Annotated in this window: 13 protein-coding genes; 5 read left to right on the forward strand and 8 right to left on the reverse strand. The window is 69.7% G+C overall.

The annotated features are described in order from the left end of the window. Window positions 1-25 precede the first annotated feature (25 nt). The 7 genes from BO39_RS03315 to BO39_RS03345 all read right to left on the reverse strand — a co-directional run bounded on the left by BO39_RS03315 (window position 26) and on the right by BO39_RS03345 (window position 8,346). Window positions 26-958 carry a dihydrodipicolinate synthase family protein gene (locus BO39_RS03315; RefSeq protein ID WP_156963448.1) on the reverse strand — a complete coding sequence of 311 codons (933 nt, stop codon included), beginning with the start codon at window positions 956-958 and terminating at the stop codon, window positions 26-28. A gap of 11 nt (window positions 959-969) precedes the next feature. After that, window positions 970-2,346, reverse strand: coding sequence for an NAD(P)H-dependent oxidoreductase (locus BO39_RS03320; protein ID WP_043830041.1), 1,377 nt, complete (start codon window positions 2,344-2,346; stop codon window positions 970-972). Window positions 2,347-2,356: 10 nt separating this feature from the next. Next, window positions 2,357-4,108, reverse strand: coding sequence for an IlvD/Edd family dehydratase (locus BO39_RS03325; protein ID WP_043830043.1), 1,752 nt, complete (start codon window positions 4,106-4,108; stop codon window positions 2,357-2,359). An 88-nt stretch (window positions 4,109-4,196) separates the two neighbouring features. Next, a complete protein-coding gene (locus BO39_RS03330; RefSeq protein WP_043830045.1) occupies window positions 4,197-5,729 on the reverse strand; it encodes a tripartite tricarboxylate transporter permease in 1,533 nt (510 codons plus the stop codon). 11 nt (window positions 5,730-5,740) lie between these two features. Beyond that, window positions 5,741-6,223 (reverse strand): tripartite tricarboxylate transporter TctB family protein, encoded by a 483-nt coding sequence (locus tag BO39_RS03335; protein ID WP_043830047.1) that lies wholly within the window; start codon window positions 6,221-6,223, stop codon window positions 5,741-5,743. A 25-nt stretch (window positions 6,224-6,248) separates the two neighbouring features. Further along, a complete protein-coding gene (locus BO39_RS03340; RefSeq protein WP_084697816.1) occupies window positions 6,249-7,250 on the reverse strand; it encodes a Bug family tripartite tricarboxylate transporter substrate binding protein in 1,002 nt (333 codons plus the stop codon). A 64-nt stretch (window positions 7,251-7,314) separates the two neighbouring features. After that, window positions 7,315-8,346: a 4-hydroxythreonine-4-phosphate dehydrogenase PdxA gene (locus BO39_RS03345; protein WP_043830048.1), complete on the reverse strand. Its 1,032-nt coding sequence runs from the start codon at window positions 8,344-8,346 to the stop codon at window positions 7,315-7,317. A 123-nt stretch (window positions 8,347-8,469) separates the two neighbouring features. Between BO39_RS03345 and BO39_RS03350 the strand changes: the two genes are divergently transcribed. After that, window positions 8,470-9,141, forward strand: a complete 672-nt coding sequence (locus BO39_RS03350) for a GntR family transcriptional regulator (protein WP_043830049.1) — start codon at window positions 8,470-8,472, stop codon at window positions 9,139-9,141. 286 nt (window positions 9,142-9,427) lie between these two features. Here BO39_RS03350 and BO39_RS32420 read toward each other — a convergent pair whose 3' ends face one another. Further along, window positions 9,428-9,634 carry a hypothetical protein gene (locus BO39_RS32420; RefSeq protein ID WP_156963450.1) on the reverse strand — a complete coding sequence of 69 codons (207 nt, stop codon included), beginning with the start codon at window positions 9,632-9,634 and terminating at the stop codon, window positions 9,428-9,430. Window positions 9,635-10,019: 385 nt separating this feature from the next. Between BO39_RS32420 and BO39_RS03355 the strand changes: the two genes are divergently transcribed. From BO39_RS03355 to BO39_RS03370, 4 genes are read left to right on the forward strand one after another with little or no spacing between them, the layout of a single operon-like run. Continuing rightward, window positions 10,020-10,772, forward strand: a complete 753-nt coding sequence (locus BO39_RS03355; protein ID WP_052401407.1) for an IclR family transcriptional regulator — start codon at window positions 10,020-10,022, stop codon at window positions 10,770-10,772. After that, on the forward strand, window positions 10,769-12,472 hold the full coding sequence (locus BO39_RS03360; protein ID WP_043830052.1) for a hypothetical protein: 1,704 nt from the start codon (window positions 10,769-10,771) through the stop codon (window positions 12,470-12,472). Before BO39_RS03355 ends, BO39_RS03360 begins: the two co-directional genes overlap by 4 nt. After that, window positions 12,469-13,227, forward strand: a complete 759-nt coding sequence (locus BO39_RS03365; protein WP_052401408.1) for a hypothetical protein — start codon at window positions 12,469-12,471, stop codon at window positions 13,225-13,227. Before BO39_RS03360 ends, BO39_RS03365 begins: the two co-directional genes overlap by 4 nt. After that, on the forward strand, window positions 13,217-14,191 hold the full coding sequence (locus BO39_RS03370) for a dipeptidase (RefSeq protein WP_043830054.1): 975 nt from the start codon (window positions 13,217-13,219) through the stop codon (window positions 14,189-14,191). The genes BO39_RS03365 and BO39_RS03370 overlap by 11 nt, the downstream gene beginning before the upstream one ends. Window positions 14,192-14,199: the final 8 nt, after the last annotated feature.

Genomic DNA, 14,199 nt, shown 5'->3' on the forward strand with positions numbered 1-14,199 from the left:
TGCGGCCTGACCCTGCGATCCCCGGTCAGCGCCCCCAGCGCAGTACCAGGGCACCGGCGCGCTGCGCGATCTCCACCAGCCCGGTGCGGGTGGCCGGGTGCAGCGGCTGCAACGGCGCGCGCGGCGCGTCGCAGCCGATGATCCCGCCGGCCTTCATCAGCGCCTTGGCCGCGAGCAGCCCGCACTGGCGGTTCTCGTAATTGATGAGCGGTAGCCAGTGCTGATAGGCCTCTGCCGCCTCCTCCCGCCGCCCCTCGCGATAGGCGTCCACGATCTGGCGGATGCCGTCGGGAAATCCGCCGCCGGTCATGGCGCCGGTGGCGCCGGCGTCGAGGTCGGCCATGAGGGTGATGGCCTCCTCCCCGTCCCAGGGGCCTTCGATGGCATCGCCGCCGAGGGCGATCAGCTCCCGCAGCTTCGCCGCGGCGAAGGGCACCTCCACCTTGAAGTAGGAGACCTGCTCGATTTCCCGCGCCATGCGGGCCAGGAAGGGGGCGGAGAGAGTGGTGCCGCTGACCGGCGCGTCCTGGATCATGATGGGGATATCGATCGCGTCCGACACGCTGCGGAAGAAGCTGAAGATCCCGGCTTCCGGCACCCGAATGGTCGCGCCGTGATAGGGCGGCATCACCATCACCATGGCGGCGCCGGCGGCCTGGGCCTGCCGGGACCGCTCGGCGCAGATGCGAGCGGAGAAATGCGTGGTCGTCACGATCACCGGCACGCGCCTGGCCACGTGATCGAGGATCGCCGCCGTCAGCACCTCCCTCTCCCGGTCCGTGAGGACGAACTGCTCGGAGAAGTTCGCGAGGATGCAGAGGCCGTCGGAGCCAGCCTCGATCATGAAGTCCACGCAGCGCTTCTGCCCTTCCAGGTCCAGCTCCCCGCGCTCGTCGAAGATCGTGGGCACCACGGGGAAGACGCCCCGATAGCGCGGGCGGGTCTGGCTCATCGGCATTCTCCGAGGGATCAGGCGGCAGGAAGAGGAGTGTCGCGGCGGATCGCCTGCAGCAGCGACCCATCCAAATCTACCGCATCCTCCGCGATCAGGCCGCCGCGCGGAACATCAGTGCGCAGCCGCTTGTTGGCCGCGAGGTAAAAGGGCGCGAGGCCTGCGGCTTCCGCGGCGGGCAGGAGGAGCGCGGTGCAATCCTGCATGACGTGGTGGTGCCCGCCCATGTGCAGCATCTCGCCCGCGCGGAAGTCCCGGTCGGCGCGGGCGACCATCACGGCGTGCACCCGCTGGCGGTCTCCCCCCGAGGCGCGCCCATGCAGCACGGCCGAGAGAAGGGAGAGCGGCGTCTCCACCCCCATGATGTGGTAGGGAAGGAAGATGCAGGCGTGGCTTCCATCGCGCGAGACGACATGGCCCTTGCCGCGCAACAGTTCCCAGGTGGCGGGATCGGCGCAGCGGACGACGACGAAGACACCGCCGCCGAAGCTCACCTCATCGGGCCGGCGGATGAGGTTGAACACGTCCACCACGCCCGTGCGGTCCAGCACGCCGCCCTTCGCGCGCGGAACAAAAATGTCCGCCAGTTCCGTGATGCGGCAGAGCGGGTAGTTCAGCGCGTCGCGCGAGGGGAGCAGCCCGGTGGAGTTCGCGACGACGTTCATCTCGCAATAGTCGGGCGTCGCACTCTGGGGCAGATCTGCCAGGACTTCCGAACGCCGGGCAAGGGTCGCGGCCACGTCCTCGCCGAGGTGCCAGAGGCTGGCGAGAGCGGGGGCGTCGCATTCCCGGTCGGTCCAGGCGACGCGGCCCGTCGCGGGATCGAAGACGAAGTCGTACTCGCTCGACTTGCCCGCCGCGACCACCTCCAGCCCCAACAGCCGCGCCCAGGTGACGAGGCCGATGAGATTGGCGGGCTGGTCGCCGTCCGCCGTGGTGTAGACCAGGCCACGATCCGCCGCGCGGCGGTTCAGGTGCGGGCCGACGACCGAGTCCACCTCCTTGCTGACCATGGCGACATGCGCGCCCCGCTCGATCGCATTCAGCGCGATGCGGGCGCCGATCTCGGGATGGCCGGTGGCCTCCACCACGATATCGTGCGGCACCTCCGCCAGCAGGGCGTGGTCGCGCACCACCGCGACGCGCCCCTCCCCCGCGGCCGCTCGCGCCGCCGCGGCGTCATCGCAAACGACGACAGTGCCTTCAGCGTAGCGCAGCTCCTGCAGCAAGGCGACGACGCGCTCCGGCTCCAGGTCGCAGAGGACGGCCACGTCCAGCCAGGGAATGGACGGCACCTGCCCCAGCAGGGTGCGGGAGAAGCCTCCACCGGCCCCGGTGAGCGCGAAACGGATGCGACGGTCGCCGAGGTCGCGGAAGAGGATCTCGTGGTTCACGGCGCAGCGCTCAGTGGTTGTCGCGCGCAACGGGCGAGCCGCTGTTGCCGACGAGGAAGTCGAGGTCCACGCCCCTGTCGGCCTGCAGCACGTGCTGGACGTACATGCGGGTATAGCCGCGCTCGGAAAGCGGCGTGGGCGGCGGCACCCAGGCGGCGCGGCGGGCTTCCAGCTCCGCCTCCTCCACATGCAGGTGCAGGCTGCGGGCCGCCACGTCGAGCGTGATGGTGTCGCCGTTCCTGACCAGGGCCAGGTTGCCGCCCGCCATGGCTTCCGGCGCCACGTGCAGCACCACCGTGCCGTAGGCGGTGCCGGACATACGGGCGTCGGAGATGCGGATCATGTCGCGCACACCCTGGCGCAGCAGCTTGGGCGGCAGGGGCATGTTCCCCACCTCCGCCATGCCGGGATAGCCCTTGGGGCCGCAATACTTCAGCACCATGACGCAGGTCTCGTCGATGTCGAGATCCTCGTCGTTGATGCGGGCATGCAGGTCCTCGATGCTCTCGAAGACCACGGCGCGGCCGGTGTGACGGAGAAGATGCGGCGAGGCGGCGGAGGGCTTGATGACGGCACCGTCCGGGCAGAGATTGCCGCGCAGGATGGCGATACCCGCCTGCGGCTTGAAGGGCGCGTCGTAGCTGTGGATGACGTCGCGGTTCCAGCACTGCGCGTCCGCCACGTTCTCGGCGAGGGTGCGGCCATTGGCCGTGATAACATCGCCGTGGAGGAGGTTGCGCTCCACCAGGTCGCGCAGCACCACGGGCAGGCCGCCAGCGTAGTAGAAATCCTCCATCAGATGCTCGCCCGAGGGGCGGAGATTGACGAGGCAGTTCACCTCGCTCGCCAGGCGGTCGAAATCCTCTAGTTCCAGCGGCACGCCCAGGCGGCCGGCGATGGCCAGCAGGTGCACGACCGCGTTGGTGGAGCCGCCGATCGCGGCCAGCGTCCGGATCGCGTTCTCCAGGGCCTGCCGGGTCAGCAGCTTCGACAGGCGCAGGTCCTCGCGCACCATCTCCACGATCCGCCGCCCCGCGAGCCGCGCCAGCTCGTTGCGGCGCGCATCGGGCGCGGGGATGGCGGCATTGCCGGGCAGGCCGACGCCCAGCGCCTCCACCATCGAGGCCATGGTGGAGGCGGTGCCCATGGTCATGCAGGAACCGGCGGAGCGCGACATCGCGCCCTCGGCCTCGTGGAACTCGCGTAGCGTGATCTCGCCGGCGCGGAGCTGCTCGCTCATCGAGATGGTGTTCGTACCGGAGCCGATCTTCTGGCCCCGATAATGTCCGCTCAACATCGGTCCGCCGGAGACGCCGATGGTCGGCAGGTCCACGCTGGCCGCGCCCATGAGCAGGGCGGGCGTGGTCTTGTCGCAGCCCATCAGCAGCACCACGCCATCGAGCGGATTGGCGCGAAGCGCCTCCTCCACGTCCATTGAGGCAAGGTTGCGGTAGAGCATGGCGGTGGGACGCATCTGCGTCTCGCCGAGGCTCAGTACCGGGAACTCCAGCGGGTAGCCGCCGGCCTCCAGGATGCCGTAGCGCACGTGCTCGGCGATGGTGCGGAAATGCCCGTTGCAGGGCGTCAGCTCGGACCAGGTGTTGCAAATGCCGATCACGGGCCGCCCGTCGAACTGGTCGTTCGGCAGGCCTCGGTTGCGCAGCCAGGAGCGGTAGTAGAAGCCCATCTTGTCCTGGCGCGCGAACCAGGCGCGGGAGCGCAGCTCACCGGGCTTGCGGTAGTCGTTCGCGTCGTCGGTCAAGTCGTCGGTCCTCTCTGCGGGGCGGGATTGCACCACTTCAGCAACGGGGCGGAATAGCCGGGATCATCCCCGGCGGCGATGGCGACCCTCACGCGCCGGGCTCCGGGCGGGCCAGCTTCATCGCCTTGCTCGTCCGGTGCCAGCCCAGCACCGCCGAGGCCAGGGGCCAGAGCAGGAAGAGCGCAGCCAGGGTGGAGAGGGTGCCGACCAGCGGGTTGGCCCAGAGCACCCCAAGCGAGCCGTTCGACATCAGCATGGACTGGCGGAAGGCGTCCTCCGCCTTGTCGCCGATGACCATGGCGAGGACGAGCGGCGCGAGCGGGTAGTCGAGCTTCTTCATGACGTAGCCCGCCGCGCCGAACGCGACCGCGAGCCAGAGGTCGAAGGGCGCGCCCGCCACGGTATAGGCGCCGACGAGACAGACCGTGACGATGACCGGCCCGATGATGGAGAAGGAGACGGAGAGCATCGCGGCGAAGAGCGGCACGGTGGCCAGTGCCAGCACCACGCCGATGACGTTGCCGAGATACATCGAGGCGATCATGCCCCAGACGAAGTCGCGCTGCTCGATGAAGAGCATCGGGCCGGGATTGAGGCCCCAGATCATCAGCCCGCCCAGCATCACCGCCGAAGTGGCCGAACCGGGAATGCCGAGGGCGAGCATGGGCAGCATGGCCGAGGTGCCGGCCGAGTGGTCCGCCGTTTCCGGCGCGATCACGCCCTCGGGCTCGCCACGGCCGAAGTTGGCGCCGTTGCGCGACAGGCGGCGGGCCAGGCCGTAGGACATGAAGGAGGCCGCCGTGGGCCCGCCGGGGGTGATGCCCATCCAAACGCCGACGGCGCTGCCGCGCAGCACCGCCACCCAATAGCGTGGCAGGCTGGCGAGCGCACGCAGCATGCCGCGCGGGTCCAGCCGTCCGCTGGCGCCCTTGAACTCGGGTCCCTCCTCGATGGTGAGCAGCAGCTCGCCGAGGCCGAAGAGGCCGATGACCACGACGAGGAAGGAAATGCCGCGGATCAGCTCGGGGATGTCGAAGGTCAGGCGCATGGAGCCGGAGACCGTGTCCATCCCCATCATGCCGAAGCCGAAGCCGAGGCAGAGCGAAACAATGGTCTTGAGCGGCGCCCCGCCCCCGAAGGCGATGAAGGAGGCGAAGGCGAGGAGATAGACCGCGAAGTATTCCGGCGGCCCGAAGCGCAGCGCGAAGGAGGCGACGGCGCTGGAGAGAAGCGTAATGACGACGATGCCCACCAGCGCGCCGATGCCGGCCGACAGGAAAGCGTAGGTCAGCGCCTCGCTCGCCCTGCCCTGCCGCGCCATGGGGTAGCCGTCGAAGGTGGTCGCCACCGAGGAGGGCTCGCCAGGGATGTTGAAGAGGATGGAGGTGGTGGAGCCCCCGAAGAGCGCACCCCAATAGAGGCTGGTGAGCAGGATGATGGCCGAGACCGGATCCATCGAGAAGGTGAGCGGCAGCAGCAGCGTCACGCCGTTGGGGGCGCCCAGGCCGGGCAGCACGCCCACGAGGATGCCGAGCAGGACGCCCGCGATCATCAGCACGATGTGGTGGAGGGTGAGCGCGACGGAGAAGCCGTGCATCAGCGCGTCGAGGTTGGACAGCATCGGCGCGCCCCTCAGCCCAGGCCCAACATGACTTCGAGCGGCCCCTTCAGAAGCGGGACGGTGAACCACTTCTCGAAGACCACGAAGGTGATCACGGTGACGCCGACCGCGACGCCGAGCGCCGTGGCCCAGCGGCGGCGCCCCGCGAAGCGGATCGTGAACAGCAGGTAGAGCGCCATCGCAAGGTAGAGGCCGAGCCACTGCGCCACCGCGACCATCGCGAGAATGGGCAGGCCGAAGCGCAGCACCCGCGCCCCGCCCTCGCGCTCGATCACGACGGTGCGCGACAGCGTCTCGCGCGCCCGCCAGGCGTTGATCGCCACGAGAGCGGCCGCGACCATGAGGATGAGCGACACGCGGAAGGGGAAGAACCCCGCCTGCGGCCCGTCCGAGGCCCAGCCCGTGTCCAGCTCGGCCGTGCCGCGAAGCCCTACGAGCCCGACGAGGAAGACGAGGCCGGCGAAGGCCAGCTCGAGATGCAGTCGGCGCAGCATCGATCCGCCCCTCCCGTGCGCGCCGTCAGTTCACCAGCCAGCCTTCGGGGCCGTAGAGCTCGCGGGCCGAGCGCTCCTCCGTCACCATCAGGGCGCGCATCTCGTCGGGCGAGAGCAGGGCGGCGCTCTGGCTCGTGCGCTGGATGTAGTCCGCCCATTCCGGCGTCTCGCTGACCTTGCGCATGACCTCCGCCCAGAAAGCCTGGGCGCCGGGGGGCACGGCGGGCGGCAGGAAGATCGTGCGCGGCATCCGGAACTCCTCGATCGGGATGCCCTGGCTGGCGCAGGTCGGGATGTCGGACCATGACTGGGCCTCGGTCACGCGCGGGCCGGCCGGCAGCGCCTCCCGGCGGAAGACGCAGACGGGGCGCACCTGCCCGCCGCGCCAGCCGCCGACGCTCTCGGAGGGATTGTTGACATCGGCGTCGATATGCCCGCCGGCGAGCTGCACGCCCACCTCTCCGCCGCCGCGGAAGGGGATGTAGTTGAAGCGCACGCCCGTCGCGCGCTGGATCAGCAGGGTCAGAGTCTGGTCGGTGTCGCGGGTCTGGCTGCCGCCCATGCGGATGGCGCCCGGCCGCTCCTTCGCCGCGGCGATCAGGTCCGCGCCCGTGCGGTAGGGGGAATCCCCCTTCACCCAGAGCATGAACTCATCGAAGGCCATGGCCGTCACAGGCGTCAGGTCCAGCGGCTTCCAGGCCACGCGGGCGACGAGCGGCAGCAGCCACTCGTTGTTCGTGCCGAAGATCACCTTGTGCGGGTCGCCCTGCGCGCCGCGGCCATAGACGAAGCCCTCCGCGCCCGAGCCCGCGCCCTTGTTGGTGACGACGATGGAGGTAGGGACAAGGTTATGCCGCGTGATGGCCGCCTGCACGGTGCGGGCGAAGAGGTCCGTGCCGCCACCCGCGCCCGAGGTGACGACGAATTCAACGGGCCGCGTGGGCTGCCAGGCGGGCTGCGCCGCCGCGGGGAGCGTGACGCTCAGCGCGGCGCCGAGAAGCGCGGCCGCCTTGGGAAACATGGTCATGTCGATCTCTCCTTGGACAGGAAGCCGCGCGCCCTTTCCGGGTCTGCGCGGGCTGTGCGGTGGGTTACGCGGCCGCGGCGGCCTCCCTGCTCGCCATGCGGGCGGCCAGCAGCACGGCGTTCCTCATCGCGCCAGGGTGGGCGATGCCCTTCCCGGCGATGTCATAGGCGGTGCCGTGCGCCGCCGTGCAGATCGGGAAGGGAAAGCCCCCCATCAGCGTGACGCCCGCGTCGAAGCCGATCAGCTTCATCGCGATCTGGCCCTGATCGTGGTACATGGTCAGCACCGCATCGAAGTCGCCGCGCTTGGCGCGCAGGAAGACGGTGTCCGCCGGGAAGGGACCGTCGCAGCCGATCTGGGCGCGCTTCCCCTCCTCCACGGCAGGGCCGATCACGTCGATCTCCTCCCGCCCGAAATTGCCGTTGTCGCCGGCATGCGGGTTGAGGGCCGCGACAGCGATGCGCGGCCGCGCGATCCCCGCCGCGCGGAGCGCGTCGTCCGTCAGGCGCAGGTTGTCGAGGATGCTCTCGCGGCTCAGCAGGGCCGCCACGTCCTTCAGGGGCACGTGGGACGTCACGCGGGCGTTCCAGAGGCCGTCGAGGACGTTGAACTCCTTGGCCACGCCGTGGAACCCGATCGCCTCCGCGGTGAAGCGGATCTCGTCGTCATAGCTGGGGGTGACGAGGCGCATCGCTGCCTTGTTGAAGGGCGTGAAGCAGACCGCATCGGCCTCCCCCTCGGCTGCCATGGTGAGGGCGCGGCGGAAATTTGCCGTCGCGAAGCGCCCGCTCTCCTCGGAGATCCGGCCGAGCGGGATCGCGGCGGGATCGAGGTGCCCGAGGTCGACCAGCACGGGCCGGCCGGGCTGCCGCCGGAAGGGCTCGCCATCCGCCACCACGTCGATGTCGAGCGAAGCGCCGGCTACACGGGCGCCTTCCGCGAGCACGCGCGCATCGCCGATCACCGTGATCTCCGCTGCCGCCCGCACCGTCTCGTCGGCCAGGACCTTGGCCGCGAGTTCGGGCGAGATCCCAGCTGCGTCACCCATTGCAAGGGCGATGCGGGGGCGATCCGCCGCAGGCAGCCCGTCGACCATGCCCGCTTCCTCCACTTTATTCGTGATACTGTATGCAGTATGTAAGCGTTATCGAGCATCACTCGGCTCGTCAAGCGGCCATCGAGGGGCAGTGAAGTGGAGCTTGGGTCATCCCGATCAGACTTGGCCGAGAGGGGGATTGCGGAGAACGGCGGCCGCATCGTCCGTCGCCCCCTACAGGAAGAGGTCGCGGCCAGGCTGCGCGACCTGATCACGCAGGGCACCATTCCCGCGGGCGCGCGCATCAACGAGGTGGTGCTGGGCGCGCAGCTTGGCGTCTCGCGCACCCCGCTGCGAGAAGCCGTGCGCATGCTGGCGGGCGAGGGCTTGGTGGAGCTCGTCCCGGCACGCGGGGCGGTGGTCCGGAAGCTGAGCGCCAAGGATATGTTCGACAGTCTTGTCGTGCTGAAGTCGATGGAGGAGTTGGCCGGTCGCCTCGCCTGCGCCAAGGCATCCGCACAGGGTATAGAGGAAGTATCCGCCCTGCATCGTGCGATGCTCGAGCATTATGTCCAGCGCGAGCGGCTGGCCTATTTCAAGCTCAACCAGGCGATCCACTCGGCGATCGTCGCGCTGTCCGACAACGCGACGCTTGCCTGGACGCATGAGGTCATCCAGGCCCGGATGAAGCACATCCGTTTCATCGGCAATGCGGGATCGGAGAAATGGGCGGGCGCCGTGGAGGAGCATGAGGAGATGATCCGCGCTCTCCAGGCGCGGGACGGGAATCGGCTGGCTGCGGCGCTCGGCCTTCATCTCGACCGGACCTTCACCCGGGTGAAGGCCCTGCTCTGATCCGGTTCCAGCCGCAGTGAGCAGGCTCGTGCCCTGCCCTGCCAGGGACTGAAGCGGGTCCGTAGGCGTCTCGCCCCTCCCGTGCTTGCACAGCCTGGAGCAGCGTGCCCACGCGTCACGAAATAAAAAGCCACCGCCCACCAGTCGGCGAGCAGTGGCTTATGAGTCATCACGTCAGGAAGTCAAAGTGCACGCCAGTTCCGGAGAAACCCCCTCTCCGGTATTCATCGGCACGCTCGTTCAGCAACCCACCGAAGTAGCCCCCCACTCCGCCGGGAATTGTTCCTCAAACCTCTAGATCGCCAACGAGCATCCCCTCTTCGTCGGCCCGGAGCAGCAATTCCGGCACCCGTTCTTTACCGATCACGCATCCGTGAAGCAATCGAAAGATAACAAGAATCCGCATCCGTTTTGACCTAGCGGAACTCGACCACATCGAGACCGCCTTTCGGAGCGCTGGGATGTCGCCGGCCAGGTCGGGCGACAGTTGCAAGCGACGCTCCAGCAAGTCCGCAGGTCGCCCTGCGGGAAGCACCCTCCAGGGCGCCTCAGGCTCGCTACCGGAACGCCTAGACGAGCAGGGCAAAGGCCGGCATCGGCTGGCGGCGGCTGGGATAGTAGAGGCGGTAACCGGGAAAGGGCGAGCCCTGCGCGTCTCACGACAGTAGCGGCAACAGCTTTTCAGCCGGCAATGCCGGGAGCAGCCGCCACCGACCCATCAGCGATGAGCGGTCATGTCACTCCAGGCGCCACGCGGTGCATAGGAAGCGGATGAGCGTTCGGCAGGCTGAACCGGTCGGCAAAAAACATTTGACGGAGACCAATGGCAGCGCCGAGACTTCTCCTGGTGAAAGACAATGTCTTCTTATAGAATACATATGGCCGATGTGACCATCGCGAGAGAGGAGGACGCGCCCGAAACCGGCGTCCGTCCGCTCGCCTCCGCCCTCAAGGCCTTCGCCCTGCTCGACCATCTCGGCCGAAAGCGGCAGGCGGTCCGCCTCTCGACCCTCTCGCGGGAACTCGGCGTCGGGCGCGCCACGATCTACCAGCGGCTGGTGACGCTGATCGCGGCCGGCTGGGTCGAGCAGACGGCGGCGGGGGATTTCCGCCTCACCCTCCGCGCCGCGCGCCTCGCCCACGCCGCAACCGAGCAGGCGGGCCTTGGCGCCCGCACCCTGCCGGTCTTGGAGGCCCTCTCGGCCGAAACCGGGGAAGCCGCGTCCCTGACGGTGCTGGAGGACGACGCGCCCTGCATCGTGCAGCGGGTCGAGCCGCGCGGCGTGCTGCGCGTCGAGATGCGCGTGGGCGCCACGATGTCGATCGATGGCAGCGCCTCCGGCCGTGTCCTCCTCGCCTATCTCGACCGCGGGCACGCCCTTCGCCTGGCGCCCGACCTTGACCCGGCGATCCTGGATGCCGTGCGCGAGACGGGCCATTCCATCTCCTCCGGCCAAACGATGGAGGGCATCCGGGCCGCGGCCGTTCCCGTCTTCGGCCATAACGGTGCCTGCGCGGCGGCCCTCTCCCTCGTCGCCCCGGTCCAGCGCTTCGCGGCCGATGGCTGGATCCAACCCCTACGCGCCGCCGCCGAAAGCCTGCGCGCCATCATGGAGGGCCGCCCCAGGTGAGTGCCGCGCTTCCCCTCGCCGCATCGCCACCGGCACCGCGCGATCCGGACTTCCTCATGCGGCCGGAGCGCTTGGCGGCCTTCCAGCCCAGCCGCATCAGCTGCTCCCGCGCGCTGATGGCGCAGGCGATCGCAGAGCGCTGGCGGATCGCCACGCGCCGCTTCGAGATCGGCACGGACTCCGCCGGTACCGCAGTCTACGAGATCGAGACGCCCGGCGGCACCTTCAGCTTCCTCGCCTTCTCCAACACGCCGCAACGGGCTGGCCGCACCGGACGGATCATCGCTCGCACCTGGGACATGACGGGCGCGCTGATCGAAGGCGTGGCGGACGAGCGGGTGATCGAGACGACGCGCCAGGAGCTGCCGAAGCTCTATGCCGGCCGCGCGACGCCTGGGACGCTCATCTGGTGCCGCTCCAACCGCAGCATGCGGGTCTTCGATGCGACGGTGGAGGCCCTCGCCTCGGGGCGGCAGCCGGAGGCGGCGCTGGTCGCGCAGTCCTGCTACCTCATGCGCAACACGGGGCTCGACGGCAACGGCACCTTCGGCACGCGCTCCTTCCTCGCGCTGGAGAGGGGCCACGCGCTGCGCCATCCGCTCGCCGCCCAGATGCTCGCGGCCTACATGATGCGGGAGTTCGCGGCCGACCTGGCGAACCACCTCGCCGCGCTGCGCTCGCCCGATGCCGTGGCGCTCTCGCCGGAGATCCGCCGCTTCCTCGGCATCGGCAACGGCTCGGCGCTCGGCCTCATCCTTTTCATCAACAACCACCCGCGCCTGATCGATGCCTGGATCGGCGCGCGGGAGGAGGCAATCGCCGCCGCGTGCGCCCTGCCAGTGGTACCGGGTGACCCGCGGCTGGCACATCTGGAGGCGCTGGTCCGCCGCGCGGCCGTGTTCCGGCGCGAGGACCGCATGGTCTATGACGCCTTCGCCCCCAGCGCCCTCATCGCCGAGGAGCTGGACGCCGTCGCCGCCCTTGTCGCGTCCCTGCGCGAGCGCGGCAGCGACGCCGCCTATCCACTGGAAGAGTTGGCACGGCAGGTTGCCGCACACTTCCATCCGGAAACGGAGGAGACGCTTCTCTCGCTCATGATTGAGCTCGTGCCGGAACTGGCCGACCGCCTCGCCCGCTCGATGATCGTCAGCGAGGAGATGGAGGTCACGCCCAGCATGAGTGCCGGCGCGCTGCGCGCCATCCTGCACCGCGAATACGGCTGGGCGCTGGCCTGGGACATGACGGCCCCCGGTGCCTACGAGCAGGTCTGGTATAAGTCTGCCACGGCCGAGGAGCCGCGCCGCGGGCCGATGGCGGAGGCGCCGCCCGGCACCTTCAACCTCGGCCTTGACGTGCCCGGCCTGGTGCAGGCGCTGGACGCGGCGCTGGAGGGCCGCGACCCCGCCGAGCCGGTGGCACGGCTGCTGCTGGCACGGCCCGACCTGCGCCAGATCACGGCGCGCGTGCAGAGTCTTGCCGGGCTGCGCTACCACCAGCCGCGGGTGAACATCATGGCCGGCGACTTCGTGCCCGCGCATCTCGTGCGGCTGATGAACGTCGCCCTGCACGGCGTGGACAAGACGCGCGACTATCTCGCCCGCAACCTGCGCGGCGTGCTGTTCCACGGCGCCCCGACCGCAGCGGATCTCGCCGCCGGCGCCTCCCCCGACTGGTTCTACCCGGCGGAGCCACGGCCATGAACGCCACCTGCACCAAAGAGGCCGTGATGCTGTTGCCGCGCGAGATGCGGCTGGTGGTGGAGCGCATCCTCCTCCTCACCCATCTGCCACCCGGCGCCATCCCCGCCGTGCGGGACGTGGTGCTCTACTCGGCCGCGGCCGGGCTGGGCGGCCTCGCCCTTCTGCACTTCCGCTTCGAGAGCCTGCGCGCCAAGGAACCTGCGCCGCCGCAGATCACCGAGACCGCGCCGGGCCACCTGCTGATCGACGCGCGCGGCCAGCACGCCTGGATGGTGCTGCCGATGATCCTCGATGCGCTGGCCGAGGCCGCGGCGCGCGAAGGAGCCGCGATGGCCGCCGTGACGGGCGTGACCGACCCGGAGGAGCTGCGCACGGCCTGCGCGCTTGGCCCCCGCACCGGCCTCTCGGTCTTCGTCAGCGAGGGCGATTGCACCGGTCCCGCGACCGGCCCGGACGCCGCCCTACTGCGGACGAAAGGCCCCGTCGCACTCCTCGCCGCGCCGGCTCCCGGCGCGCGCGACGCCGTGCTGGAACGCGCGCTGCGCGGCGGCACGGCGGTGGATCCGGCCCTCTGGTGGGCCTTGCACCAGTTGTCCAACAGCGCCCTGGCCACCGACACGCCGGAGTCCCGACGCCACGCCGGCCCGGTGATCGTGGAGGCCGACGGCCGCATCATCGGCCGCAGCGACCACGACGATGACACCGACCTCTCGCTCCTCACCGCCGCCCATCCGGATATCCCAGATGCTCATTGACGGCTTGCAATGCGGCCACTTCACGCCGGAGGTCTTCGCCGCACTTCGCCGGGGAAATATCGGCGCCGTAACCGTCACCTGCGGCTTCTGGGAGGACCCGATGGAGTCCTTCGACTCCCTCGGCCGCTGGCGCGACCTGATCGCGGAGAACGAGGCGACCTGCGCCGTCGCCCGGACGCCCGCGGAGATCGAGGCGGTGGCCGCCTCCGGCCGCACCGCCATCATCCTCGGCTTCCAGAACACCGACCTTTTCGGCGGGCGCATCCGGCTGGTGGAGATGTTCGCCGAGCTCGGCGTGCGCGTGGTCCAGCTTACCTACAACAACCAGAACGCCGTGGGTGGCAGCTGCTACGAGCCGAATGACAGCGGCCTCGCCCGCTACGGGCGGGAGGTGGTGCGCGAGATGAACCGCGCAGGCATGCTCATCGACTGCTCCCATGTCGGGGAGCGGACGACGCTGGATACCATCGCGCATTCCGAGCGTCCGATCGCCGTGACCCATGCCAATGCCACCAGCCTCGTGCCGCACAGCCGCAACAAGGGCGACGCCATCCTCCACGCGCTGCGCGACACCGGCGGCGTGATGGGCTGCGCCGTCTATCGCAACATCACCGGCGACTACTATTGCGCCTCTGTCCGGAACTGGTGCGAGATGGTGGCGCGGACGGTGGATATCGGCGGTCTCGACACGGTGGCCATCGGCACCGATTACGGGCACGACAACACGCCGGCCGACTACGCCTGGATGCGGATGGGCCGCTGGACACGCGGGATCGACTACGGCGCCTCCTCCGCCGGCAAGCCGGTGCGGACGCCGAAGGCGGAATGGCTGGCCGAGGGCGTCTCCGGGCTGGGCGCGATCCCCGAGGGGCTGCGACAGGTCGGCTTCCAGCCGCACGAGATCGAGAAGATCACCCACGGCAACTGGCTGCGGCTCTACGCCGCGACCTTCCGCCCGAACTGAGGAGGTTG

This window comes from Roseomonas aerilata DSM 19363 (assembly GCF_000711725.1).
Classification (GTDB): Bacteria; Pseudomonadota; Alphaproteobacteria; order Acetobacterales; family Acetobacteraceae; genus Roseomonas; species Roseomonas aerilata.